Annotated in this window: 23 protein-coding genes; 6 read left to right on the forward strand and 17 right to left on the reverse strand. The window is 72.5% G+C overall.

Annotated elements, in window-relative coordinates:
* Positions 1 to 134: 134 nt before the first annotated feature.
* Both IE106_RS24535 and IE106_RS24540 read right to left on the reverse strand, forming a co-directional pair.
* On the reverse strand, positions 135 to 458 hold the full coding sequence (locus tag IE106_RS24535; RefSeq protein ID WP_189537370.1) for a hypothetical protein: 324 nt from the start codon (positions 456 to 458) through the stop codon (positions 135 to 137).
* 95 nt (positions 459 to 553) lie between these two features.
* A complete protein-coding gene (locus IE106_RS24540; protein WP_189537371.1) occupies positions 554 to 1516 on the reverse strand; it encodes a heme o synthase in 963 nt (320 codons plus the stop codon).
* Positions 1517 to 1891: 375 nt separating this feature from the next.
* Here IE106_RS24540 and tkt point away from each other — a divergent pair, with 375 nt between their 5' ends.
* From tkt to pgl, 5 genes are read left to right on the forward strand one after another with little or no spacing between them, the layout of a single operon-like run.
* Positions 1892 to 3979, forward strand: coding sequence for a transketolase (gene tkt / locus IE106_RS24545; RefSeq protein WP_189537372.1), 2088 nt, complete (start codon positions 1892 to 1894; stop codon positions 3977 to 3979).
* A 35-nt stretch (positions 3980 to 4014) separates the two neighbouring features.
* Positions 4015 to 5133 (forward strand): transaldolase, encoded by a 1119-nt coding sequence (tal, locus tag IE106_RS24550; RefSeq protein ID WP_189537373.1) that lies wholly within the window; start codon positions 4015 to 4017, stop codon positions 5131 to 5133.
* Between the two features lie 4 nt (positions 5134 to 5137).
* Positions 5138 to 6661, forward strand: a complete 1524-nt coding sequence (gene zwf, locus IE106_RS24555) for a glucose-6-phosphate dehydrogenase (protein ID WP_189537374.1) — start codon at positions 5138 to 5140, stop codon at positions 6659 to 6661.
* Positions 6658 to 7770 (forward strand): glucose-6-phosphate dehydrogenase assembly protein OpcA, encoded by a 1113-nt coding sequence (gene opcA, locus IE106_RS24560; RefSeq protein WP_189537375.1) that lies wholly within the window; start codon positions 6658 to 6660, stop codon positions 7768 to 7770. The genes zwf and opcA overlap by 4 nt, the downstream gene beginning before the upstream one ends.
* Positions 7767 to 8549, forward strand: a complete 783-nt coding sequence (pgl, locus tag IE106_RS24565) for a 6-phosphogluconolactonase (RefSeq protein ID WP_189537376.1) — start codon at positions 7767 to 7769, stop codon at positions 8547 to 8549. The genes opcA and pgl overlap by 4 nt, the downstream gene beginning before the upstream one ends.
* A gap of 75 nt (positions 8550 to 8624) precedes the next feature.
* On the opposite strand, the gene IE106_RS24570 is transcribed toward pgl, so the two are convergent.
* The 15 genes from IE106_RS24570 to IE106_RS24640 form a co-directional block, all read right to left on the reverse strand.
* Positions 8625 to 9473 carry a poly-gamma-glutamate hydrolase family protein gene (locus tag IE106_RS24570; protein WP_189537377.1) on the reverse strand — a complete coding sequence of 283 codons (849 nt, stop codon included), beginning with the start codon at positions 9471 to 9473 and terminating at the stop codon, positions 8625 to 8627.
* Between the two features lie 56 nt (positions 9474 to 9529).
* The gene (locus IE106_RS24575; RefSeq protein WP_189537378.1) at positions 9530 to 11050 is read right to left on the reverse strand and encodes a PH domain-containing protein; all 1521 of its coding nucleotides are present in this window, start codon (positions 11048 to 11050) and stop codon (positions 9530 to 9532) included.
* Positions 11047 to 11529, reverse strand: coding sequence for a PH domain-containing protein (locus IE106_RS24580; protein WP_229840739.1), 483 nt, complete (start codon positions 11527 to 11529; stop codon positions 11047 to 11049). Before IE106_RS24580 ends, IE106_RS24575 begins: the two co-directional genes overlap by 4 nt.
* 22 nt (positions 11530 to 11551) lie before the next feature.
* Complete coding sequence (gene pgi, locus IE106_RS24585) at positions 11552 to 13207, reverse strand: glucose-6-phosphate isomerase (RefSeq protein WP_189537487.1); 1656 nt, start codon at positions 13205 to 13207, stop codon at positions 11552 to 11554.
* A 185-nt stretch (positions 13208 to 13392) separates the two neighbouring features.
* The gene (locus IE106_RS24590) at positions 13393 to 13728 is read right to left on the reverse strand and encodes an RNA polymerase-binding protein RbpA (RefSeq protein WP_003957010.1); all 336 of its coding nucleotides are present in this window, start codon (positions 13726 to 13728) and stop codon (positions 13393 to 13395) included.
* A 121-nt stretch (positions 13729 to 13849) separates the two neighbouring features.
* Positions 13850 to 14080, reverse strand: a complete 231-nt coding sequence (secG, locus tag IE106_RS24595; protein ID WP_189537488.1) for a preprotein translocase subunit SecG — start codon at positions 14078 to 14080, stop codon at positions 13850 to 13852.
* Between the two features lie 119 nt (positions 14081 to 14199).
* Positions 14200 to 14976 carry a triose-phosphate isomerase gene (tpiA, locus tag IE106_RS24600; RefSeq protein ID WP_189537380.1) on the reverse strand — a complete coding sequence of 259 codons (777 nt, stop codon included), beginning with the start codon at positions 14974 to 14976 and terminating at the stop codon, positions 14200 to 14202.
* Positions 14977 to 14981: 5 nt separating this feature from the next.
* The gene (locus IE106_RS24605; protein ID WP_189537381.1) at positions 14982 to 16193 is read right to left on the reverse strand and encodes a phosphoglycerate kinase; all 1212 of its coding nucleotides are present in this window, start codon (positions 16191 to 16193) and stop codon (positions 14982 to 14984) included.
* Positions 16194 to 16306: 113 nt separating this feature from the next.
* Entirely contained in the window at positions 16307 to 17311 is a 1005-nt protein-coding gene (gene gap / locus IE106_RS24610; protein WP_189537382.1) for a type I glyceraldehyde-3-phosphate dehydrogenase, read from the reverse strand.
* Between the two features lie 263 nt (positions 17312 to 17574).
* On the reverse strand, positions 17575 to 18564 hold the full coding sequence (gene whiA / locus IE106_RS24615; protein WP_064073084.1) for a DNA-binding protein WhiA: 990 nt from the start codon (positions 18562 to 18564) through the stop codon (positions 17575 to 17577).
* The gene (locus IE106_RS24620) at positions 18555 to 19580 is read right to left on the reverse strand and encodes a gluconeogenesis factor YvcK family protein (RefSeq protein WP_189537383.1); all 1026 of its coding nucleotides are present in this window, start codon (positions 19578 to 19580) and stop codon (positions 18555 to 18557) included. The genes whiA and IE106_RS24620 overlap by 10 nt, the downstream gene beginning before the upstream one ends.
* On the reverse strand, positions 19577 to 20530 hold the full coding sequence (rapZ, locus tag IE106_RS24625) for an RNase adapter RapZ (protein WP_189537384.1): 954 nt from the start codon (positions 20528 to 20530) through the stop codon (positions 19577 to 19579). Before rapZ ends, IE106_RS24620 begins: the two co-directional genes overlap by 4 nt.
* Complete coding sequence (gene uvrC / locus IE106_RS24630; protein WP_189537385.1) at positions 20527 to 22575, reverse strand: excinuclease ABC subunit UvrC; 2049 nt, start codon at positions 22573 to 22575, stop codon at positions 20527 to 20529. Before uvrC ends, rapZ begins: the two co-directional genes overlap by 4 nt.
* A gap of 131 nt (positions 22576 to 22706) precedes the next feature.
* A complete protein-coding gene (locus tag IE106_RS24635) occupies positions 22707 to 23567 on the reverse strand; it encodes a hypothetical protein (RefSeq protein ID WP_189537489.1) in 861 nt (286 codons plus the stop codon).
* 5 nt (positions 23568 to 23572) lie between these two features.
* Positions 23573 to 24178 carry a papain-like cysteine protease family protein gene (locus IE106_RS24640; protein ID WP_189537386.1) on the reverse strand — a complete coding sequence of 202 codons (606 nt, stop codon included), beginning with the start codon at positions 24176 to 24178 and terminating at the stop codon, positions 23573 to 23575.
* A gap of 227 nt (positions 24179 to 24405) precedes the next feature.
* Between IE106_RS24640 and IE106_RS24645 the strand changes: the two genes are divergently transcribed.
* Positions 24406 to 25356 (forward strand): hypothetical protein, encoded by a 951-nt coding sequence (locus tag IE106_RS24645; protein WP_189537387.1) that lies wholly within the window; start codon positions 24406 to 24408, stop codon positions 25354 to 25356.
* Positions 25357 to 25373: the final 17 nt, after the last annotated feature.

Raw genomic sequence — 25373 nt, forward strand, 5'->3', positions numbered from 1 at the left:
GTCACGGAAGACGCCCGGGGCGTCACCGGCGAGGAGGTCGTTCCTCGCCGGTGACGCCCCGGGCGTTCGTGCGCCGCGGCACGGGAGCCGTGGTGCGGGGGGGGTCGTGGTGCGGGGCCGCGGGGGGCGCCGCGTCACCCGGCGGTCTTGCCGCCGATCTGGATGCCGGCCATGCGGCTCCACTCGTACGGGCCCGTGCGGACCTTCGCGGCGAGCTCGCCGTCGAAGGACTCGTGCAGGGTCAGGCCGGCCCGCTCGGCGGCGTCCTGCGCGATCTGCCCGGTCGGCGCTACCAGGTCGCCCCAGCCGCCGTCCTCGCCGACCAGCACGATGCGCGTGCCCGCCTGCCCTAGGTAGGCGAGCTGGCCCTGGGCGCCGCCGTGCTCCGTGGCGAACGCCTGGATCTGCCGGGCGAGCTTCGCCGCCGTGCGCTCTGCCTGCTTGGTGGTGTCTGCCATGGACAGGATGCTACTGCCGGGTAGATCAACGTGCGACGGGCGGGCCACGTGGCCTTGGCCACGCGACCCGCCCGTGGGGCGGCCCGGTCGTGCGGTCAGCGCAGGAACGGGTCCACGGCGACCGCCACGAACAGCAGTGACGCGTACGTGATGGACCAGTGGAAGAGCCGCATCTCCTTCAGCTTCGCGCCGGTCTCACCGGACCGGGCGCGGTGCTGGAGGGCGTGCGCCTCCCACAGCCACCAGCCGCCGGTGACCAGCGCCACCACCGTGTAGAACCAGCCGGTGTAGCCGAGCGGCTGGAGCAGCAGCGAGACGAGGACCATCATCCAGCTGTAGAGGACGATCTGCCGGGCCACGGCCTTGTTGGAGACGAGGACCGGGAGCATCGGCACGCCGACGCGCGCGTAGTCCTCCTTCACCTTCATGGACAGCGGCCAGTAGTGCGGCGGGGTCCAGAAGAAGATGACGAGGAAGAGGATGACCGCGGCCCACGACATGGAGTTCGTGACCGACGACCAGCCGATGAGGACCGGCATGCAGCCGGCGATGCCGCCCCACACGATGTTCTGCGCCGTGCGGCGCTTGAGGATCATCGTGTAGACGACGACGTAGAAGAGGAGCGCGCCGAGGGCGAGCCACGCCGACAGCCAGTTGACGAACAGGCCGAACCAGAGCGTGGACACCACACCGAGCCCGAGACCGAACACCAGGCCCTCGCGGGGCGAGACCATGCCGGTGACGAGGGGACGCTGCGACGTGCGGTCCATGAGCGCGTCGATGTCCCGGTCGATGTACATGTTCAGCGCGTTGGCGCCGCCCGCCGAGAGGTAACCGGCGAAACACGTGTGGAGCACCAGCAGCAGATCCGGTACACCCTGTTCCGCGAGGAACATGACCGGTACCGTGGTGATCAACAGCAATTCGATGATCCGCGGCTTGGTCAGCGCCACGAACGCCTTGGCGCGGGCCCCGAATGGCCGATGGACGGGGCTCGTCCCGAGCCCACCCGCTGGACGGGATTCGACGGCCGTCACGCACACCCCTGACAGAGACATCCCTGCGAGCCCGCCCCTGGACGTGATGGGCCGGTGAAGACTCGCGCGTACCACGCCACTGTAGACGTTGCCCCTACTCCGCCCTTCGCGGGGGTGGGTCGTGTTCCCCCTCCCCGGGGCGACGGGAGGGGCGGGGCGCATACGGGCGGCTCCCCCTCTCGTACGAGCGCTCCGATGAGCGCCGTCCGGGCGGTCGGGGCACGGATGAGCGATCGGATGAGCGGGCCCGTGTACACGTGGTGCACGGGGGTGGTCGCGGGTGGCGGCACCCGGTCGAGAGCCGGAAAATCGGGCCTGGTGACGGGATAGGCTCGGCAGCGGCCGGTGCACCGACGTCATCGGCATGCGACATGTGGAGAGGAGCCCTGACCGAGGGTGAGCACCAAGCCGACCACCACAGACCTCGAGTGGACCGCATTGGACCAGCGTGCCGTAGACACCGCCCGTGTCCTGGCCGCGGACGCCGTACAGAAGGTCGGCAACGGCCATCCTGGTACGGCCATGAGCCTGGCCCCCGCGGCGTACACGCTCTTCCAGAAGGTGATGCGCCACGACCCGGCGGACCCGGACTGGGCCGGACGCGACCGCTTCGTGCTGTCCGCGGGCCACTCCTCGCTGACGCTGTACACCCAGCTCTACCTGGCCGGGTTCGGCCTGGAGCTGGACGACCTGAAGGCGTTCCGCACCTGGGGCTCGAAGACCCCGGGCCACCCGGAGTACGGCCACACCAGGGGCGTGGAGACGACGACCGGCCCGCTGGGCCAGGGTGTCGCCAACGCCGTGGGCATGGCGATGGCCGCCCGCTACGAGCGCGGCCTGTTCGATCCGGAGGCGGCGCCCGGCACCTCGCCGTTCGACCACTTCGTGTACGTCGTCGCCGGTGACGGCTGCCTCCAGGAGGGCATCTCCGCGGAGGCGTCCTCGACGGCCGGCCACCAGAGGCTCGGCAACCTGATCATGCTGTGGGACGACAACCACATCTCGATCGAGGGCGACACCGAGACCGCCGTGTCCGAGGACACCCTGAAGCGGTACGAGGCGTACGGCTGGCACGTGCAGCGCGTCGAGCAGCAGGAGAACGGCGACCTCGACCCGGCGGCCCTGTACGCGGCGATCCAGGCGGCGAAGGCGGAGACCGGCCGCCCGTCGTTCATCGCGATGCGCTCGATCATCGCCTGGCCCGCGCCGAACGCGCAGAACACCGAGGCGTCCCACGGCTCCGCGCTGGGCGACGAGGAGGTCGCGGCCACCAAGCGCGTCCTGGGCTTCGACCCGGAGAAGACGTTCGAGGTGTCCGACGAGGTCATCGCGCACACCCGCAAGGCGCTGGACCGGGGCCGCGAGGCCCGCGCCGCCTGGGAGAAGGACCTCCGGGAGTGGCGCGCCGCCAACCCGGAGCGCGCGGCCGAGTTCGACCGGATCTCCGCGGGCGAGCTGCCCAAGGGCTGGGAGGAGAAGCTCCCGGTCTTCGAGGCGGGCAAGGGCGTCGCCACGCGCGCCGCGTCCGGCAAGGTCCTCCAGGCGCTCGGCGCGGTCGTCCCCGAGCTGTGGGGCGGTTCCGCCGACCTGGCGGGCTCGAACAACACGACGATCGACAAGACGTCGTCGTTCCTGCCGGAGGGCAACCCGCTGCCGGAGGCCGACCCGTACGGCCGCACGATCCACTTCGGTATCCGCGAGCACGCGATGGCCGCCGAGATGAACGGCATCGCGCTGCACGGCAACACGCGGATCTTCGGCGGCACCTTCCTGGTGTTCTCCGACTACATGCGCAACGCGGTCCGGCTCTCGGCGCTGATGCACCTGCCGGTGACGTACGTGTGGACGCACGACTCGATCGGCCTCGGCGAGGACGGCCCGACCCACCAGCCGGTGGAGCACCTGGCGTCGCTGCGCGCCATCCCCGGCCTGAACGTGGTCCGCCCGGCCGACGCGAACGAGACGGCGATCGCCTGGCGCGAGGTCCTCAGGCGCTGGACGAAGGAGTTCGGCAAGGGCGCCCCGCACGGTCTGGCGCTGACCCGCCAGGGCGTGCCGACCTACGAGTGGAACGAGGGCGCGGCCAGGGGCGGCTACGTGCTCGTCGACGCCGAGGGCGGCGAGCCGCAGGCCGTGCTGATCGCCACGGGCTCCGAGGTGCACCTGGCCGTGGAGGCGCGCGAGCAGCTCCAGGCGGCGGGCGTGCCCACGCGTGTGGTGTCGATGCCGTGCGTCGAGTGGTTCGAGGAGCAGGACCAGGGGTACCGGGATGCGGTGCTGCCCCCGTCGGTGAAGGCGCGGGTGGCGGTGGAGGCCGGTATCGGTCTGACCTGGCACCGGTACGTCGGTGACGCGGGCCGGATCGTGTCGCTGGAGCACTTCGGTGCGTCGGCCGACGGCAAGCTGCTCTTCCGGGAGTACGGCTTCACCCCGGACGCCATCGCCGCCGCCGCGCGGGAATCGATCGCGGCCGCGACACGCTGACGCCCACACAAGCACGAGTAGGAGATGCAATCCTCATGACAGACGCACTCAAGCGCCTCTCCGACGAAGGCGTCGCGATCTGGCTCGACGACCTGTCCCGCAAGCGGATCACCTCCGGCAACCTGGCGGAGCTGATCGACGAGCAGCACGTGGTGGGTGTCACCACCAACCCGTCGATCTTCCAGAAGGCGATCTCCGAGGGCCACGGCTACGACACCCAGCTGACCGACCTCGCGGCCCGCAAGGTGACGGTCGAAGAGGCCATCCGCATGATCACGACGGCGGACGTCCGGGACGCCGCCGACATCCTGCGTCCCGTCTTCGACGCGACGCAGGGCCAGGACGGCCGGGTGTCGATCGAGGTCGACCCGCGGCTCGCGCACGACACGCGGGCGACGGTCGCCGAGGCGAAGCAGCTGGCGTGGCTGGTGGACCGGCCGAACACGCTCATCAAGATCCCCGCGACCGAGGCGGGCCTGCCCGCCATCGCGGAGGTCATCGGCCTGGGCATCAGCGTCAACGTCACGCTGATCTTCTCCCTGGAGCGCTACCGCCGGGTGATGGAGGCGTACCTCATCGGCCTGGAGAAGGCCAAAGAGCGCGGCCTGGACCTGTCGAAGATCCACTCGGTGGCGTCGTTCTTCGTGTCCCGCGTGGACACCGAGATCGACAAGCGCCTGGACGGCATCGGCACGCCCGAGGCGAAGGCGCTGCGCGGCAAGGCCGCCCTGGCCAACGCGCGCTTGGCCTACGAGGCATACGAGGAGGTGTTCTCCTCCGAGCGCTGGGCCGCCCTGGACCGGGCGCAGGCCAACAAGCAGCGTCCGCTGTGGGCGTCGACGGGCGTGAAGGACCCGGCGTACAAGGACACCTTGTACGTGGACGAGCTGGTCGCGCCAGGCACGGTGAACACGATGCCGGAGGCGACGCTGGAGGCCACCGCCGCGCGCGGTGAGATCCGCGGCGACACCGTCACCGGCACGTACGAGCAGGCCCGTGCGGACCTGGACGCGCTCGCCGAGCTGGGCATCGGCTACGACGAGGTGGTCCAGCTGCTGGAGGACGAGGGCGTCAGCAAGTTCGAGGCGGCCTGGAACGACCTGTTGGCGTCGACCGAGGCGGAGCTGAAGCGCCTCGCCCCTTCGGAGGCGTAGGACCTTGCACAGCAGCAATCCGCTGCGTGACGCCGCGGACCGACGGCTCCCGCGCATCGCGGGGCCGTCGGGCCTGGTCATCTTCGGCGTCACGGGCGATTTGTCACGCAAAAAGCTGATGCCCGCCGTCTACGATCTGGCGAACCGGGGGCTGCTGCCGCCGGGCTTCGCGCTGATCGGCTTCGCCCGCCGCGAGTGGCAGGACGAGGACTTCGCGCAGGTCGTCCACGACGCGGTGAAGCAGCACGCGCGCACCCCCTTCCGCGAGGAGGTGTGGCAGCAGCTGATCCAGGGCATGCGGTTCGTCCAGGGTGACTTCGACGACGACACGGCGTTCGAGCAGCTCAAGGCCACCATGGACGAGCTGGACAAGGCGCAGGGGACCGGCGGCAACTTCGCCTTCTACCTCTCCGTGCCGCCCAAGTTCTTCCCCGTGGTCGTCCAGCAGCTGAAGCAGCACGGGCTGGCCGAGCAGCGGCAGGGGTGCTGGCGGCGCGCGGTCATCGAGAAGCCGTTCGGGCACGACCTCGTGTCGGCCCAGGAGCTGAACGCGATCGTCCACGAGGTGTTCACCCCGGACCAGGTGTTCCGGATCGACCACTACCTGGGCAAGGAGACCGTCCAGAACATCCTGGCGCTGCGGTTCGCCAACACCCTCTTCGAGCCGATCTGGAACCGGTCGTACGTCGACCACGTGCAGATCACCATGGCCGAGGACATCGGCATCGGCGGCCGCGCCGGCTACTACGACGGCATCGGCGCCGCCCGCGACGTCATCCAGAACCACCTGCTCCAGCTGCTCGCGCTGACCGCGATGGAGGAGCCCGCCTCCTTCGGCGCGGACGCGCTCGCCGCCGAGAAGACCAAGGTGCTGGGCGCCGTGCGGCTGCCCAAGGACCTGGGCGCCTCGACGGTGCGCGGCCAGTACGCGGCCGGGTGGCAGGGCGGCGAGAAGGCCGTCGGCTACCTGGAGGAGGAGGGCATCGACCCCGCCTCCAAGACCGACACGTACGCCGCGATCAAGCTGGAGATCGACAACCGCCGCTGGGCGGGCGTCCCCTTCTACCTGCGGACCGGCAAGCGCCTGGGCCGCCGGGTGACGGAGATCGCGGTCGTCTTCCAGCGGGCCCCGCACTCCCCCTTCGACCACACGGCGACGGAGGAGCTGGGCCACAACGCCCTGGTGATCCGCGTCCAGCCGGACGAGGGCGTGACCATGCGGTTCGGCTCGAAGGTGCCGGGCACCTCGATGGAGGTGCGGGACGTCTCGATGGACTTCGCCTACGGCGAGTCGTTCACCGAGTCCAGCCCGGAGGCGTACGAGCGGCTGATCCTCGACGTCCTCCTCGGCGACGCCAACCTCTTCCCGCGCGTGGAGGAGGTCGAGCTGTCGTGGCGGATCCTCGACCCGATCGAGGAGTACTGGGACACGCACGGCAGGCCCGCGCAGTACCAGGCGGGCACGTGGGGTCCGGTGGAGGCGGACGAAATGCTCGCACGAGACGGACGGAGCTGGCGCCGGCCATGAAGATCGACCTTACGGACACCACCTCCAGCAAGATCAACAAGGCGCTGGTGCAGGGGCGGCGCGCCATCGGCACGCCGGCCGTCGGCATGGTGCTGACCCTGGTCATCGTCACCGACGAGGAGAACGCCTACGACGCGCTCCGGGCGGCCAACGAGGCCTCCCGCGAGCACCCGTCGCGCAAGCTCGTCGTGATCAAGCGGGTCTCGCGTTCGCCGCGCGACCGGGCGAAGGCCCGCCTGGACGCGGAGGTGCGGGTCGGCGCGGACGCGGGCACCGGCGAAACGGTCATCCTGCGGCTGCGGGGCGAGGTCATCGACCACGCCCAGTCGGTCGTGCTGCCGCTGCTGCTGCCCGACGCGCCCGTGGTGGTCTGGTGGCCGGTCAACGCGCCGACCGACCCGGCCAGCGACCCGCTGGGCGCGCTCGCCCAGCGCCGGGTGACCGACATGTACAACACCGAGGACCCGGTCCGCGAACTGGCCGCGCGCGCCGCCGCGTACACGCCGGGCGACACGGACCTGGCCTGGACCCGGATCACGCCGTGGCGCTCGATGCTCGCCGCGGCCCTCGACCAGATCGCCTGCCAGGTGGCCTCGGCCGAGGTGGAGGGCGAGGAGTTCAACCCGAGCGTGGAGCTGCTCGCCATGTGGCTGGCGGACCGGCTCGGGATCGCGGTGCGCCGTACGGCGTCCGCGGGCCCCGGCCTCACCGCCGTACGGCTGGAGACGGACTGCGGGCCGATCGTGCTGGACCGGCCGGACGGCTCGCTCGCCACGCTCTGCGTGCAGGGGCAGCCGGACCGGGCGGTGGCGCTGAAGCGCCGCGAGACCGCCGAGCTGATCGCGGAGGAACTGCGGCGGCTGGACCCGGACGACACGTACGCCTCGGCGCTGCGGTACGGGGTCGAGCGGCTGGGCGAGGCGGCGGACGACGCGGCCGGCGCTCCGGCTCCCGCCGCGGACCCGTCGCCGGACTCGTCCGCGGACGCGTCGGCCGCGGACGCGTCGGCCCAGGGTGACGCCGTCGGTGGCGACGGTACGGCCGCTTCCGCCCCCACGGGGAAGTCCGGCGCGAAGAAGGCGCCGGCGAAGAAGGCGGCCGCCAAGTGAACGCACCCCAGCTGGTCGTCCACCGCGACAAGGAGCTGATGGCGCAGGCCGCCGCCGCCCGGCTCATCACCCGGATCGTCGACGCGCAGGCCGCCCGCGGCTCCGCGTCGGTGGTCCTCACCGGTGGCCGCAACGGCAACGGCCTGCTCGCCGCGCTGCGTTCGGCCCCCGCGCGGGACGCGGTCGACTGGTCGCGGCTCGACCTGTGGTGGGGCGACGAGCGGTTCCTGCCGGAGGGCGACCCCGACCGGAACGACACGCAGGCGCGGGCCGCGCTGCTCGACAGCGTGCCGCTGGACCCCGCCCGGGTGCACCCGATGCCGGCGGCGGACGGCCCGTACGGCGCGGACGTCGACGCCGCCGCCGCCGCGTACGCGCGGGAGCTGGCCGCCGCGGCCCACCCGGAGAGCCGCGGGCCGGTCCCGCGGTTCGACGTGCTCATGCTGGGCGTCGGCCCGGACACCCACGTCGCGTCGCTGTTCCCGGAGCACCCGGCGGTGCGGGAGACCGAGCGGACGGTGGTGGGCGTGCACGGCGCGCCGAAGCCGCCGCCGACCCGGATCTCCCTGACGCTCCCGGCGATCCGCTCGGCGCGCGAGGTGTGGCTGCTGGCGGCGGGTGAGGACAAGGCGCAGGCCGCGGCCCTCGCCCTGTCCGGTGCCGGTGAGGTGCAGGCGCCGGCGGCCGGCGCGTACGGGCTGGCGCGGACGCTGTGGCTGCTCGACGCGGCCGCGGCGGCGCGGCTGCCGCAGCCGCCGCACCCGGCGGCGCCGGCCTGACCGGCCGTCGTCCCCCACGGGTGGAGGCCCGGTCCGCGGAGGGTTCGCGGACCGGGCCTCCGTCGTTCCCCGGGGTCAGAGGACGACCTGGTCGGGGTCCTGGTGCAGTCGGGCGATGGCGGCGCGGCAGGCGCGGACGAAGTCCCAGTACCGGGCCGTGGTGCTGCCGGCGCGTCCGGCACGGGTGTTGACGGAGAACATCGCGGCGCGCAGCTCGGTGGTGAGCTCCAGCTGGCCGCCCTTGTCGAGCATGGTGCGGTTGCAGGGGTTGTCGGGGTTGACGCCGGCGAGGTCGCGGACCTCGGGGTCGTTGCCGTCCTTCCAGGCGATGCCGGCCCTGTCGAACTCGGCCTTGAGGAGGGTCTTGAACCGCTCGTTGAGCCCGCCGACGACGACGGCCTGCGGGTTGGCGGTGTGCGCCTGGGCGGCCGTGCAGCCGTGCAGGCTCAGCACGTTGAGGCTGGAGCGGACCATCGAGAGGCAGACGTGGTCGTCGTTGTTCTTGGCGGTGACGTGCAGTTCGCGGTTGTTGGAGCTGCGCAGCCCCTCGAACATCCAGTAGTCGTGGACGCCGAGTCCGTCGTCGACGGGCTGGAGGGTGGCCGGGTGGTAGCCGGCTATGCCGAAGCACAGCTCGGACGTGCCCACCTCGATGCCGCCACCGTGCATGGCGAGGACGGTGGTGCGGTTGTAGGGGTGTCTCTCCGTGTAGCTGTGGTCGAGGAACTCGTGCCGCTTGTAGCGGCGCGCGAACTCGGTCCCCTCCTGCCCGGCCAGCTGCTTGTAGAGGTCGGTGTTGGAGGTGTAGAGGTCGAGCTCGTCGGTGGCGTGGGCCCGCGGCGCGGCCACGGTGCCCAGCAGGGGCCCGGTGACGGCGGCGGTGGCGAGCGCGGTGAGGACGGTGCGTCGGCTGGCGTGGGTCATCCGGACATGATCGCCGCAGGCGCCCGGAGGCGACCAGTCCGTCTCCGGGCCGTGCGTCACTCCGCCGGTTCGAGGAACGGCTCCAGGAGGCCGGGGACGGCGGCGGCCGCGAAGCGCAGGCCCTCGCTCTCGTCGGCGTCGTGCACGTCGTAGGCGCCGGCGCCGGCCGCCGTGGTGGCGGTGAGCGTGAGGAGCCCGGCGCGCCGCTGGACGTACGACTGCCTGAGCGTCCACCCGATGACGCCGCCGCGCTGGAGGGCGACGGTCGACCGGCGCACCGTGCCGGAGCGCGCCACCAGGTAGCCCCCGGCCAGGCCGTGCCCGAGGCCGCGGTACGCGTCGAGGGCGAGGGCCACGGCGGACGGCACCAGCACCAGGGCGGTCGCCCCGGCGGCGTACAGCAGGGCCCGGACGTCCAGGGCGGCGCCGAGCACGGCGAGCGGCACGACGGGCAGCAGCGCGGCGCCCACCGCCCAGCGCAGCCGCCGCGCGCGGGCCGCCCGGGGGTGCGGGGTGAGCGGTGCGCCCGTGGGTGAGACGGGCTCGCGCAGGACGCGGGCGGCGACCCCGTCGGCGACGGCGCGGGGCACGGCGGGCAGCAGCGACCGGTGGGTGCCGTGCCGGTCGTCGGCGCCCTGCGCGAGGCCCGTGGCGACGGCGTCCATCCGCGCGGCCCCGAACAGCCGGACGCCGAGCGGCTCGACCAGCTCGACGCCGCGCAGCCGCCGCTCCTCGACGGACAGGGAGCGGGCGGTGAGCAGACCGCGCCTCACCCGCAGCGTGCCGCCGGGTTCGCGCTCCAGCCGGAAGTTCCACCACATCTCGACCCACAGGGCGAGCGCGCCGACGACTCCGGCGAGCAGCGCGGCCGCGGTGAGCGTGAGGACGATCCACACGACCGGCGTCGTCCGGAAGAGGTCGCCCGCGCGGTCGATGACCTCGCCCTGCACCCCGAACCACTCGCTGACCTGCATCACACCGCCGATCGCCGCCCCGCCGAGGAGCGGCGCGATGAAGGAGACCGGCGCGTACCGGATCCAGGACGGGTCCAGGACGGCCAGCTCGCCGTCGTGACGGGCCGTCGCGTCCGGTCCGAGGGCGCGGTTCAGCAGCTCCCGCCGCAGCCGCTCGCCCTCGGCGCGGCTCACGGCGTGCAGTTCCAGCGTGGACTCGGCGCCGCCGGTGCTCTCCCCCGTCCCTATCCGCACCTTCACCAGGCCGAGGAGGCGCAGCAGCAGATGGGCGGTCAGGTCGACGCTGCGGATGCGGTCGCGGGGCAGGGAGCGGCGCCGTTCGAGGACGAACAGCCGCGCGTGCAGCTCGACCCGCTCGTCCCCGACGCGGTAGCGGGTCCGATGGCACCGGACCGACTCGATCGCCGCGCCGCCGACCGCGAGCAGCAGGAAACCGGCGGCGACCAGGAGCAGCGCGCCCCCCGCGCCCATCGGGCCGGTCAGGCCGAGGAAGGCCGGTACGGCGCCGCCGGCCGCGACGCCCGCCCCGGCGGCGCCGGTGACGAGGGCCGTGCGCGGTTCGAGGCGCCGCCAGTCCGCACCGCCGTCGGGGCCCCCGGTCACGTCGCGTCCCCCGGCGTGTCCCGGGTGATCAGCGTCAGCCGCTCGGCGAGGTCGGCGGCCAGCCGGTGGTCGAGTCCCGTGAGGGTGACCGCGCCCTTGGCGGACGCCGTGGTGACCGTGACCGTGGCGAGCCGGAACGCCTGCTCCAGGGGCCCGCGGACGGTGTCCACGGTCTGGATGCGGGACATCGGGGCGATCCGCCACTCCTGCCGGAAGAAGCCGGTGCGGACGTAGACCGCCTCGTCCGTCACCTCCCACCGGTGGACCCGGAACCACCAGCGGGGGAAGAACGCGGCGCACCCGAGCCCGACCGCCGCCAGCGCCCCCGCGCCGGCGAGCAGCCAGGTCCGGGCGGGCTCCAGGAGCCCGCCCAGTACGGCCAGGACGACCACCGGAACGGCCGTCACCAGCAGCCACTGCGTGCGCCACCAGGCGACCGCCCGCTCGTCCGGCGTGTTGCGCGGCGGCCTCAGCCGCACCGCGCTCTCCCCCCGCACCGCGTCACCCCGCCCGCAGCACCCGGTAGGTGGCGGCCAGGGCCGCCGTGGAGCTGTCGAGGCCCTCGCCGCCGACGCCCTGGGTCAGCACGGGCTCGATCCGCTTGGCGAGGACCTTGCCCAGCTCGACGCCCCACTGGTCGAAGGAGTCGACGTTCCAGACGGCGCCCTGGACGAAGACCTTGTGCTCGTACAGGGCGACCAGCTGGCCCAGGACGGACGGGGTCAGCTCGCGGGCGAGGATCGTGGTCGTCGGGTGGTTGCCGCGGAACGTCTTGTGCGGCACGAGCTCCTCGGGGACGCCCTCCGCCCGCACCTCGTCGGCGGTCTTGCCGAAGGCCAGGGCCTGCGTCTGGGCGAAGAAGTTGGCCATCAGCAGGTCGTGCTGGGCGGCGAGGTGGGGCGGCAGGTCGCCGACGGGCTCGGCGAAGCCGATGAAGTCGGCCGGGATCGTCTTCGTGCCCTGGTGGATCAGCTGGAAGTAGGCGTGCTGGCCGTTGGTGCCGGGCGTGCCCCAGACGACCGGGCCGGTCTGCCAGTCGACCTCCCGGCCGTCGCGGTCCACGGACTTGCCGTTCGACTCCATGTCGAGCTGCTGGAGGTACGCCGTGAACTTGGACAGGTAGTGCGAGTACGGCAGCACCGCGTGCGACTGGGCGTCGAAGAACGCGCCGTACCAGACGCCGAGGAGGCCCAGCAGCAGCGGGGCGTTCTCCTCCGGGGGGGCCGTGCGGAAGTGCTCGTCCATCAGCCGGAAGCCGTCGAGCATCTCGCGGAACCGGTCCGGGCCGATGGCGATCATCAGGGAGAGGCCGATGGCGGAGTCGTACGAGTAGCGGCCGCCCACCCAGTCCCAGAACTCGAACATGTTCGCCGTGTCGATGCCGAAGTCCTGGACCTTCTCGGCGTTGGTCGACAGGGCCACGAAGTGCCGGGCGACGGCCTCCTGGCCGGCCTTCAGCTCGTCGAGCAGCCACGCGCGGGCGGAGGTCGCGTTGGTGATGGTCTCGATGGTGGTGAACGTCTTGGACGCGATGACGAAGAGGGTCTCCTCCGCGTCCAGGTCGCGGACCGCCTCGTGCAGGTCGGCGCCGTCGACGTTCGAGACGAAGCGGAACACCAGGTCGCGGCGCGTGTAGGAGCGCAGCGCCTCGTAGGCCATGGCCGGGCCCAGGTCGGAGCCGCCGATGCCGATGTTGACGACGTTCCTGATGGGCTTTCCGGTGTGGCCCGTCCACGCGCCGGAGCGGACGCGCTCGGAGAAGGCGGCCATCCGGTCCAGGACGGCGTGCACGCCCGGCACGACGTTCTCCCCGTCGACCTCGACGACGGCGTCGCGCGGGGCGCGCAGCGCGGTGTGGAGGACGGCGCGGCGCTCCGTGGTGTTGATCTTCTCGCCGCGGAACATGGCGTCCCTGAGCTCCGCGACCCCGGTGGCCTCGGCCAGCCGGCGCAGCAGCGTCAGGGTCTCGTCCGTGACGAGCTGCTTGGAGTAGTCCAGATACAGGTCGCCGACCCGCAGGGTGTAGCCGGTGCCGCGTGCCGGGTCGGCGGCGAACAGCTCGCGCAGACGTGTCGTACCGAACCGCTCGCGGTGCTCCGCCAGGGCGGCCCACTCCGGCATCCGGGTCAGCCTCGGGCGGCTGCTTTCTGCGTTCATGTTGGACATCAGCCCACTTCTTCTCGTACCTGCCTGCTTGCCCCGCTGCCTCTCCAACCTAATTGATCTGACCCCCGCCCACCGACTTGTCCACAGGTCGGAGTTGCCCGCGGGCGCGAAAAGGGCCCTGCTCGCGGGAACCGGTGGGGTTCCGCGGGCAGGGCCCGTGCTGCGGGTGCCAGGACTCAGATCTCGCCGCGCAGTTTGGCCAGCGCCTCGGCCAGGATCGCCTCGCCGTCCGCGTCGCTGCGCCGCTCCCTGACGTACGCCAGGTGCGTCTTGTAGGGCTCGGTGCGCGGCGGGTCCGGCGGGTTGTCCCGGTCCTGGCCGGCCGGGAAGCCGCACCGGGGGCAGTCCCAGGTGTCCGGGACCTGTGCGTCGCTGGCGAAGCTCGGCTGTGTCTCGTGCCCGTTGGAGCACCAGAAGGAAATGCGGAGCCGGGGTGCGGATTCACCGCGCTCGGCCTCCCCCATCGGCCCCGCCCCGACCCGGCTTCCCCGGATCGCGTTGCCACTTGCCACGGTCGTCACTCCCTGCGTGATGGTGCTCGAGGATGCCCCAGTCTACGTAAGGCCCAACGCGCGTCCAGTGACGGGAGTTACCCCGTCCCCGGGACGCGGGGCCCGGACGGGAACGGCTCGGTCAGCCCTCCAGCTTGATGAGCAGACCCACGACGACGATGCAGGCGACCCAGAGCAGGCCGACGACGACGGTGATGCGGTCGAGGTTGCGCTCGGCGACCGAGGAACCGCCGACGGAGGACTGCATGCCGCCACCGAACATGTCGGAGAGACCGCCGCCCTTCCCCTTGTGCATCAGCACCAGCAGCATCAGCAGCAGGCTGAACACGATCAGGGCGATCGAGAACCCCATAATCACGGCTGGACCCTACTTCCTGGCAATTCTCTCGGACTGGATGGACGACGGGGGCCCAGGCTCATCGAAAGCCCCGGGCCCCCGCAAGGGTACGACGATTCGGCCCTACCGCATACTCACTGGTCGCGGAAGCGCACGATCTTGACGAACTCCTCGGGGTCCAGCGAGGCGCCGCCGACCAGCGCGCCGTCGACGTCGGGCTGCGCCATGATCGCGGCGATGTTGCCGGCCTTCACGGAGCCGCCGTACTGGATGCGGACCTTGCCGGCCACGTCCTGCCCGTACAGCTCGGCGAGGCGGCCGCGGACGGCGCCGCACACCTCCTGCGCGTCCTCGGGGGTGGCGACCTCGCCGGTGCCGATGGCCCACACCGGCTCGTAGGCGATGACGATCGTCTCGGCCTGCTCGGCGGGGATGTCCTTGAGGCCGCCGTCGAGCTGGGCGAGGGTGTGGGCGACCTGGTCGCCGGCCTTGCGGACGTCGAGGCCCTCGCCGACGCAGAGGATCGGGGTCACGCCGTGCCGGAACGCGGCCTTCACCTTCTCGTTGCAGACGGTGTCGGTCTCGCCGTGGTACTGCCGGCGCTCGGAGTGGCCCACGGTGACGTAGGAGCACTTCAGCTTGGCGAGCATGGCGCCGGAGATCTCACCGGTGTACGCCCCGGAGTCGTGCGCCGACAGGTCCTGGGCGCCGTACTTGATCTTCAGCTTGTCGCCGTCGACCAGGGTCTGCACGGAGCGCAGGTCGGTGAAGGGCGGCAGGACGGCGACCTCGACGGCGTCGTGGTCCTTGTCGGTGAGGGCGAAGGCGAGCTTCTGGACGTGGGCGATGGCCTCGAGGTGGTTGAGGTTCATCTTCCAGTTGCCCGCCATCAGCGGGGTGCGGGTGGTCACGGTGTTCAGTCCTCCAGTGCGGCGAGGCCGGGAAGCGTCTTGCCCTCGAGGTATTCGAGGCTGGCGCCGCCGCCGGTCGAGATGTGGCCGAATGCGTTCTCGTCGAAGCCCAGGATCCGGACGGCGGCGGCGGAGTCCCCGCCGCCGACGACGGTGAACGCCGGGGAGTCGACGAGCGCCTGGGCGACGGCCTTGGTGCCCTGGGCGTAGTCGGGGTGCTCGAAGACGCCCATCGGGCCGTTCCAGAAGACGGTGGCGGCGTCGGCGAGCTTCGAGGCGTACAGTTCGCGGGTCCTCGGGCCGATGTCGAGGCCCTCCTGGTCGGCGGGGATGGCGTCCGCGGCGACCGTGGCGGGGTCGGCCGGGGCCTTCGTCTTCAGGTCCGGGAACTCCGTGGAGACCAGGACGTCGACGGGCAGGACGAACTCCACGCCCCGCTTCTCGGCGCGGTCCAGGTAGTCCAGGACGGCCGGGATCTGGTCCTCCTGGAGCAGCGAGACGCCGACCTCGTGGCCCTTGGCCTTGAGGAAGGTGTACGCCATGCCGCCGCCGACCAGGATGCGGTCGGCCTTCTCCAGCAGGTGGTCGATGACGCCCAGCTTGTCGGAGACCTTCGCGCCGCCGAGGACGACCACGTACGGCCGCGCGACGTCGTCGGTGAGCTTCCGCAGGACGCCGACCTCGGTCGCGATGAGGTGGCCGGCGTAGGCGGGCAGCAGCTTCGGCAGGTCGAACACGGAGGCGTGCCGGCGGTGCACGGCGCCGAAGCCGTCCCCCACGTACACGTCGGCGAGGGCGGCGAGGCGGGAGGCGAACTCGGCGCGCTCGGCGTCGTCCTTGGAGGTCTCGCCCGCGTTGAAGCGGAGGTTCTCCAGGACGGCGACCTGGCCGGCCCGGAGGCCGCCCACCACGTCGTGGGCCTCGCTGCCGATGGTGTCGCCGGCGAACGCGACGGGCGCGCCGAGCAGCTCGGCGAGGCGGGCGGCGGCGGGGCGGAGCGAGAAGGCCGGGTCCGGGGCGCCCTTGGGGCGGCCGAGGTGGGAGGCCACGACGACCTTGGCGCCGGCCCGGGCGAGGGCCTCGATCGTGGGGAGGACCGCGCGGATGCGGCCGTCGTCGGTGATGGCGGTGCCGTCGAGCGGCACGTTGAGGTCGGCGCGGACGAAGACCCGCTTGCCGTCGACCCCCTGCTCGAGAAGTGTGTCGATCGTCTTCATCGGTTGGTGCTCCTTGGAGAACTCGTGACCGGGGCAAGCCACGGGGCCCGTACAGCGCGGCGTTGCGCTGCCCGGGCCCCGTGCTCACATCGAGGTGCCCGCCCTGCTGTTTATCAGAGCCGGCCGCCGACGAAGACGGTCAGGTCGACGAGACGGTTCGAGTAACCCCACTCGTTGTCGTACCAGCCGACGACCTTGACCTGCTTGCCCTGCACCATCGTCAGCGACGAGTCGAAGGTGCAGGAGGCCGGCCAGTTGACGATGTCGGAGGAGACGATCGGGTCCTCGGTGTATTCGAGGATGCCCTTCAGCTGGCCCTCGGCGGCCTTCTGGAAGGCGGTGTTGATCTCGTCCCTGGTGACCTCGCGGTCGAGCTCCAGGACGAGGTCGGTGACCGAGCCGGTCGGGACCGGGACGCGCATGGCGATGCCGTCCAGCTTGCCCTTGAGCTGCGGGAGGACGAGCGCGGTGGCCTTGGCGGCACCGGTGGACGTCGGGATGATGTTCTCCGCGGCGGCACGGGCGCGGCGCAGGTCCTTGTGCGGGAAGTCCAGGATGCGCTGGTCGTTGGTGTACGCGTGGACGGTGGTCATCATGCCCTTGACGATGCCGAAGTTCTCGTCGAGGACCTTGGCCATCGGCGCCACGCAGTTGGTGGTGCAGGAGGCGTTGGAGATGACGTGGTGGTTGGCCGCGTCGTACTTGTCCTGGTTGACGCCCATGACGATGGTGATGTCCTCGTCCTTGGCCGGAGCCGAGATGAGGACCTTCTTCGCGCCACCGGCGATGTGCTTCTCGGCGTCGGCCTTCTTGGTGAAGATGCCGGTCGACTCGATGACGACGTCGACGCCCAGCTCGCCCCAGGGGATGTCGGCCGGGTCGCGCTCGGAGAGCACCTTGATGGTGTGGCCGTCGACGGTGATGGTGTCGGCGGTGTGGGTGACCTCGGCCTTGAGGCGACCCAGGATGGTGTCGTACTTCAGCAGGTGAGCGGTGGTCGCGGTGTCACCCAGGTCGTTGACAGCCACGATCTCGATGTCTGCACCCTGCTCCAGCAGCGCGCGGAAGTAGTTACGACCGATGCGGCCGAAGCCGTTGATGCCTACGCGGATCGTCACGAACCGATCTCCTCGTTAGGTACGCCGGGGTTCGACGCCCGGCGAGCTTTGTTTGGGATGTCCCCGACCGCCTCCGACCCTACCTCTACCCGGCCCTCGGAGTGACATCCAGCGCACCGTGGGGACAAGGGCCGGAAAATCTACCCTCGGGTAAATCATTTGTCGGTCCACCGGCCCATATGTGCAGATGACAAACCCCGCCGGGCCTGCGAAAACAGCGGCTCGGCGGGGTCGCGCCCGGGGCGGTGGCGAGGCGGTGGAAATCAGCCGACGAGACCGTCGGCCATCTCCTCCGTCAGATTCGATTCGGTGCCCGGAATACCCAGGTCCTGGGCGCGCTTGTCGGCCATTGCGAGAAGGCGGCGGATACGGCCCGCGACGGCGTCCTTGGTGAGCGGCGGATCCGCGAGAGCACCCAGTTCCTCCAGTGACGCCTGCTTGTGCTCCATGCGCAGCCGCCCGGCCGCCGCCAGGTGCTCCGGCACCTCCTCGCCGAGGATCTCCAGGGCGCGCTGCACGCGGGCGCCGGCGGCGACGGCGGCCCGGGCCGAGCGGCGCAGGTTGGCGTCGTCGAAGTTGGCGAGCCGGTTGGCCGTGGCGCGGACCTCGCGGCGCATCCGCCGCTCCTCCCACGCCAGTACGGACTCGTGGGCGCCGAGCCGGGTCAGCAGGGCGCCGATCGCGTCGCCGTCGCGGACGACGACCCGGTCCACGCCCCGCACCTCGCGGGCCTTGGCGGCGATGGAGAGCCGGCGGGCGGCGCCGACCAGGGCGAGCGCCGCCTCCGGGCCGGGGCAGGTGACCTCCAGGGAGGAGGACCGTCCGGGCTCGGTGAGCGAGCCGTGCGCGAGGAAGGCGCCGCGCCAGGCGGCCTCGGCGTCACAGGTGGCACCGGAGACGACCTGTGGGGGCAGGCCCCGGATCGGCCGGCCGCGGCCGTCGACGAGGCCGGTCTGCCGGGCCAGCTGGTCGCCGCCCGCCACCACGCGCACCACGAAGCGGGAACCGCGCCGCAGCCCGCCCGGGGCCATGACGATCAGCTCCGAGCCGTGCCCGAAGATCTCCGCGATGTCCCGTTTCAGGCGGCGTGCCGCCATCGCCGTGTCCAGCTCCGCCTCGATCACGATCCGGCCGCTCACCAGGTGCAGGCCGCCGGCGAACCGCAGGATCGACGAGACCTCGGCTTTTCTGCAGCAGGTGCGGGTGACGGGGAGCCGGGAGATCTCGTCCTTCACCGCTGCCGTCATCGCCATGGGCCGATCCTTCCATGCATCCGAAAAATACGGTCGTACGCGGCGGCCAGCAGCTCCGGGTCGTGCTTGGGCAGGCCGTCCTTCCTGGCCACCGGGGCCAGCTCGACCGCTGCGCCGAGCCGCTTCGCGGCGTCCGCCAGCGACTCACGGTCGGGTACGGCGGCCTCGTCGGCCAGCACCACGTCCAGGGCGAGTTTAGGGGCGTGTCGGGCCAAAACCTCCAAATGACGCTGCGGGGAGAACCCGGCGGTTTCGCCGGGCTGCGGCGCGAGGTTCAGCGAGAGGACCCTGCGGGCCTTCGTCTCGACGAGCGCGTCCAGCAACTCCGGCACCAGGAGGTGCGGGATCACCGAGGAGAACCACGAGCCCGGACCGAGGACCACCCAGTCGGCGTCCAGGACCGCGGCGACGGCCTCCGGGACGGCCGGCGGGTCGTTCGGCACCAGGTGCACCGACTGGACCTCGCCGGGGGTGAGCGCCACGGTCGCCTGGCCGCGCACGGTGTCCACGTCGTCCGGCCGGGCCGGGTCGTGGCCCCTGACGAGGGCTTGGAGCTCCAGCGGCACGGCGGACATGGGCAGCACCCTGCCCTGCGCGCCGAGCAGCCTGCCGACCAGGTCCAGCGCCTGCACGTGGTCGCCGAGCTGCTCCCACAGGGCGACGATCAGCAGGTTGCCGACGGCGTGCTCGTGCAGGTCGCCCCTGGACTGGAAGCGGTGCTGGATGACCCGCGCCCAGGTCTGGCCCCAGTCGTCGTCGCCGCACAGGGCGGCGAGGGCCTTGCGCAGGTCCCCGGGGGGCAGGACGCCCAGCTCCTCGCGGAGCCGGCCGCTGGACCCGCCGTCGTCGGCGACGGTGACCACCGCGGTCAGGTCGCCGGTGATCCGGCGCAGGGCGGCGAGGGACGCGGACAGGCCCATGCCCCCGCCGAGCGCGACGACCTTCGGCTGCGCGCCGCGCCTGCGCAGCGTGCGCACGGGCAGGGTGCTCACGCGCCGCCGGTACGGGCGCCTCATTCGCGCCCCATGTCCCGGTGCACGACGACGGTCTCGACCCCTTCCGAGGCGAGCCGGGCGGCGAGCTTCTCGGTCATGGCGACGGAGCGGTGCTTGCCGCCCGTGCAGCCGACGGCGATGGTGGCGTAGCGCTTGCCCTCGCGGCGGTAGCCGGCGGCGATCAGCTGGAGCAGCTCGGCGTACCGGTCGAGGAACTCCTTGGCGCCGGGCTGGTTGAAGACGTAGCCGGACACCTCCTCGTTGAGCCCGGTGAAGGGGCGCAGCTCGGGCACCCAGTGCGGGTTGGGCAGGAAGCGGCAGTCGACGACGAGGTCGGCGTCGACGGGCAGGCCGTACTTGTAGCCGAAGGACATGACCGTGGCCCGCAGCTCGGGCTCCTCGTCGCCGGCGAACCGGGCGTCCATCTTGGCGCGCAGCTCGTGGACGTTGAGGCTGGAGGTGTCGATCACCAGGTCGGCGTCGCCGCGCAGCTCGCGCAGCAGGTCGCGCTCGGCGGCGATGCCGTCGACGATGCGGCCGTCGCCCTGGAGCGGGTGGGGGCGGCGCACGGACTCGAAGCGGCGCACGAGCGCCTCGTCGGACGACTCCAGGAAGACGATGCGGCGCGCGACCTGCTTGGCGTCGAGGTCGGCGAGGGACTCGCGGAGGTTGTCGAAGAACTGCCGCCCGCGGACGTCGACGACGACGGCGATCCGGGCGACGTTGCCCTGCGAGCGGGCGCCGAGCTCGACCATGGTGGGGATCAGGGCGGGTGGCAGGTTGTCCACGACGAACCAGCCGAGGTCCTCCAGGCACTTCGCGGCGGTGCTGCGCCCGGCGCCGGACATGCCGGAGATGATCACCAGCTCGGGGATGGCCGCCTCGGCGGCCTCGCCGGCCTCGATCGTCGTGCCCGTACTCACGTCTGCTGCTCCGTCTTCTCGGTCGTCGTGCGCGGTGTGGTCATTCATGTCCGGATGCCCGTCCCATGCGTGGTTCCCCCGTCGTCGTCTTCCATGATCTCCCCTGTCGCGGTGTTCACGGCGGGAGCGGCCGGGGCCGCCTGGGCGAGCGCGACGGCGACGGCCTCGGCGGTCTTGCGGCCGAAGCCCGGGACCTCGCAGATCTGCTCGATTGTCGCCTGCCGGAGCCGTTTCACCGAACCGAAATGCTTGATCAGCGCCCGTTTGCGCGCCTCTCCGAGGCCCGGCACGTCGTCCAGGGGACTGGTCGTCAGCCGCTTGCCCCGTTTGGCGCGCTGGTAGCGGATGGCGAAGTCGTGAGCCGTGTCACGGACCCGCTGGAGGAGGTACAGGCCCTCGCTGGTGCGGGGCAGGACGACCGGGTCGTCCTCGTCGGGCAGCCAGACCTCCTCCAGCCGCTTGGCCAGCCCGCACACGGCGACGTCGTCGATGCCCAGCTCGTCGAGGGCCCGGCGGGCGGCGGCGACCTGCGGCTTCCCGCCGTCGACGACGACGAGCTGGGGAGGGTAGGCGAACTTCGCCGGCCGGCCGTTCTCCTCGGCGGGGACGGGGCCCCCGGCGCCGGCGGGCACCTCGCCGTCCTCGGCGAGCCACTCCCCCGTGCGTTCCTTCTCCGCGAGGTAGCGCCGGAAGCGGCGGCTGATCACCTCGTGCATGGAGCGGACGTCGTCCTGCCCCTGGCCGTGCCAGACCTGTGTGTCCCCGACGCGGCCCTTGATCTGGAAGCGGCGGTACTCGCTCTTGCGGGGCAGCCCGTCCTCGAAGACGACCATGGAGGCGACGACGTCCTCGCCCTGGAGGTGGGAGACGTCGAAGCACTCGATGCGCAGCGGGGCCGCGTCCAGGCCGAGGGCGTCGGCGATCTCCTCCAGGGCGCGGGAGCGGGTGGTGAGGTCGCCGGCGCGCTTGGTCTTGTGGAGGACGAGGGCCTGCTGGGCGTTGCGCGCGACGGTCGCCATCAGGTCCTTCTTGTCGCCGCGCTGCGGGATGCGCAGGGACACCTGGGAGCCGCGGCGGTCGCCCAGCCACTGCGTGACCGCGTCGAGGTCCTCGGGCAGGGCGGGGACCAGGACCTCCTTCGGTACGGCGTCGCCGCTCTCCTCGCCGTACAGCTGCTGGAGGGCGTGCTCCACGAGGCCGGCCGTGTCGACGGCCTCGACCTTGTCGGTGACCCAGCCGCGCTGGCCGCGGACCCGGCCGCCGCGGACGTGGAAGATCTGGACGGCGGCCTCCAGCTCGTCCTCCGCGACGGCGATCAGGTCGGCGTCGGTGGCGTCGGCGAGGACGACGGCGTTCTTCTCCATGGCCCGGCGCAGGGCCTCCACGTCGTCCCGGAGGCGGGCGGCCCGCTCGTACTCCATGTCGTCGGCGGCCGCCGCCATCTCCTTCTCCAGGCGGCGGATGTACGTGCCGGTCCGGCCGGCCATGAAGTCGCAGAAGGCCTCGGCCAGTTCGCGGTGCTCCTCGGGGTCGACCCGGCCGACGCAGGGCGCCGAGCACTTGCCGATGTAGCCGAGGAGGCAGGGGCGTCCCGTGCGGTTCGCGTTCCGGAACACCCCGGAGGTGCACGTGCGGACGGGGAAGACCCGCAGGAGCAGGTCGACGGTCTCCCGGATGGCCCACGCGTGTGCGTACGGCCCGAAGTAGCGCACGCCCTTCTGCTTGTGGCCGCGCATGACCTGGACGCGGGGGAACTCCTCGCCGAGGGTGACGGCGAGGTAGGGGTAGCTCTTGTCGTCGCGGTACTTGACGTTGAAGCGGGGGTCGAACTCCTTGATCCAGGAGTACTCCAGCTGGAGCGCCTCCACCTCGGTGGAGACCACCGTCCACTCCACGGACGCGGCCGTGGTGACCATGGTCCGCGTGCGCGGGTGCAGGCCCGCCAGGTCCTGGAAGTAGCTGGCGAGGCGCTGGCGCAGGGACTTGGCCTTGCCGACGTAGATCACGCGGCCGTGCTCGTCACGGAACTTGTAGACCCCCGGCGAGTCGGGGATCTGTCCCGGCTTGGGGCGGTAGCTGGAGGGGTCTGCCATACCCCACACCCTACTGGCGCGCACCGACGGACCGGCCCGGCCGGCCGGGGCCGGGGCGGGCCGCCGGGCCGGTGCGGCCGGCCCGGCGGCTGGTGGGGGGGGTGGGGGGCGGGGTGGTCCCGGTCGGGCGGTCAGGCGGCGCCGGGGGCCCTTCGGCGGCTCCGTGCGCGGAGCGCGGTCAGGGCGGTGGCCAGCAGGGCCGTACCGGCCACGGCCCCGGCGGCGGTGGTGGCGGTGGCGCCGCCGGGGCCGGTGGCGTCGGTGAGGCTGGCGGCATCCGCGGTGCCGGCGGGCGCCGCCTGCGCCGCCGGGGCGGGGCCGGGCCCGTAGCCGCCCGCCCGGCCCCCGCGCGCGTAGGCGGAACCGGGCAGCTTGTCGCCGTAGGCGGCCTTCACCCGGTCGCGGTACGCGGCGAGCGTCGTGCCGTCCGCGCCGACCGCCCGGACCGCGTCCTCGTCGAGGGGCAGCACCGTGCGGCCCCGGACGACGTACCAGGCGTCGATCTGCGGTTCGCGGAAGACCGTACCGCCGGGCAGCCGGCGGGCGCCCTGTTCGGCGTACCGGACCTCGTCGTCGCCGGTGGCGATGTTCACCACCCGCCAGCCGCCGCCCCGCCGGGCGGTCCACACCGACGCCGTGCGCCCGTCGCCCGCGACGGCCCGGGCGGCGTGGAACTCGACGCGGGCGACGGCGGCGCCCGGCCGGCCCGCCACGAAGTCGGGCGACAGGACGCGGACGGGGACGGCCGGGCCCTCGACGCGGGGCCGGGCGGCGGCCGTCGCGGCGGCCGGGGCGGCCGGGGCGGCTCCGGGGCTCGCGAAGAACCGGGCCAGGGTGTCGAGCGTGGCGGGTGCGGCGGCCGCGTCCCGCGGGGTGGCCGCGGCGGGCAGGGGGTCGGCGGCCTCGGCGGTGGGCGCGAGGAGGGCCAGGAGGGCCGCCGCGGCGAGCGCGCCGCCGGCGGCGGTGTGCCGCCGTGCGTACGGGTGGGTCATCCGGGTCACGCCCCGATCCGGTAGAGCGAGTGGGTCCAGGAGAAGGAGCCGTTGTCGACGTACCAGGCGTGCGAGGCCCAGTTGTAGCGGTCGCTGGAGGGCCACGGGTCGCCCCAGTAGACCCAGCTCCCGGAGTCGTCGTAGCCGTGGACGACGTGCATGTGGCCGCCGCCCGAGGACCACTGGATGCGGGTCTCGACGGGCCGGTTCGCGTTGATCTCGGTCTGGACGGTGGAGTAGCGGAGCCAGCCGTCGACGTACGAGCCGGGGCTGATGCCGGCCCAGCGCAGCCCGGTCTGGACGTTGCCGAGGGTGGCCTGCCAGTTGGGGCAGTCGTAGCCCTGCTGCCGGCCGAAGGCGGCGTTGCAGAACTGGTTCTGCGTGTGGCCGCGGCCGTACCAGGTGGCGATGGTGTTGCCGGCGGCGGCCCAGCACCAGTTGGTCTTCTGCTGGGCCTGCATGGTGATGTCGAGGCGGCGGGCGGCCGACGCGTTCGGGTCGTCCTGCGGTACGGCGGTGGCCGTGGCGGTCGGCACCGTGAGGAGTGTGGCGCAGACGGCCGCGGCGAGGCCGAGGCGGTGCCTGTTCCGTGGCTTGCTGGGGTGGCGCATCGCGGTCCTCCGAGGGGGATGTGGGGAGGGAGGAACGCGTCCGGACGCTTGCCCCGAAGCATCAATCGTTGTCGCGAGCAGGTCAACGCGCTTCAATGCGGGATGACATCGCGGTGTGAGCGGAGGCCGTCGGGGTGTGAACGGCCCTGCCCGCCCGACCTGCCGCCCCGTCCGCGCCGGAGCGATGTCGTACCACCCCGTATGTGAACGTTCACTGAGGAGACCTCGTGGAACACACCGAGGCGGCGGCCGACCTGGCGCAGCTCCTGCGCGCCGGTCCGTTCCATCTGGCGCTCCGCGCGGCGCTCACCGCGCGGGGGCTGCCGTTGCAGCGGGTCCAGCACCACCTGGCGCACCGCGGGATCAGGGTCGGGGTGACGAGCCTGTGCTACTGGCAGCAGGGGGCCCGGCGGCCCCAGCGGCCCGAGTCGCTGAAGGCGGTGCGGGCGCTGGAGGAGCTGCTGGAGCTGCCCCGGGGGTCGCTGATCCGGCTGCTCGACGGCGCGGCGGACACGGGCGGGGCCGGTGAGCGGGGCGAGGCGGCACGGCCGGCGGCCCGTGCGTACCGGTCGCTGGTGGAGACGTCGGGGGTCGTGGAGCGGCTGATCGCGGACCTGGGGCTGCCGGCGGACGGCGGGCTCCACACGGTGGGGCACCACGAGCGGGTGCGGATCGGCTCGGGGCGGCAGCTGGTGGCGCGGGACTCGCTGCACGTGGTGCGGGCGCACCGCGACGGCGTCGACCGCTACGTGGCGATCCACCACGGGGATCCGGGGTGCGCGCCGGACCGGGTGGTGGTGCGGGCGGGTGACAACTGCCGCACGGGGCGGGTCCGGTGGCACCGGGAGACCGGGGTGGTGGTCGCGGAGCTGCTGTTCGACGCGCGGCTGCGGGCGGGCGACACGTACGTGTTCGGGTACGGCTTCGAGGACGGTACGGGCGGGCAGAGCGCCGAGTACGTGCGCGGGTTCAGCTTCGCGGGCGGGCAGTACGTGCTCCAGGTGGGATTCCACGAGGAGGCGCTGCCGGTGCGGTGCCGGCGGTTCGCGCAGGCGTCGGCGGGGGCCCCGCGCGGAACGCGGGGCGACCTGACGCTGAGCGGCCGGCACCGCACGGTGCACTTCGTGGAGCAGGGGGTGCGCCCGGGGCTCCTGGGGATCGACTGGGACTGGGACTAGGTCGTGTCTTCGAAGTT

Origin of the sequence: Streptomyces roseolilacinus (assembly GCF_014649335.1) — a bacterium.
In the GTDB taxonomy this organism is placed as follows: Bacteria; Actinomycetota; Actinomycetes; order Streptomycetales; family Streptomycetaceae; genus Streptomyces; species Streptomyces roseolilacinus.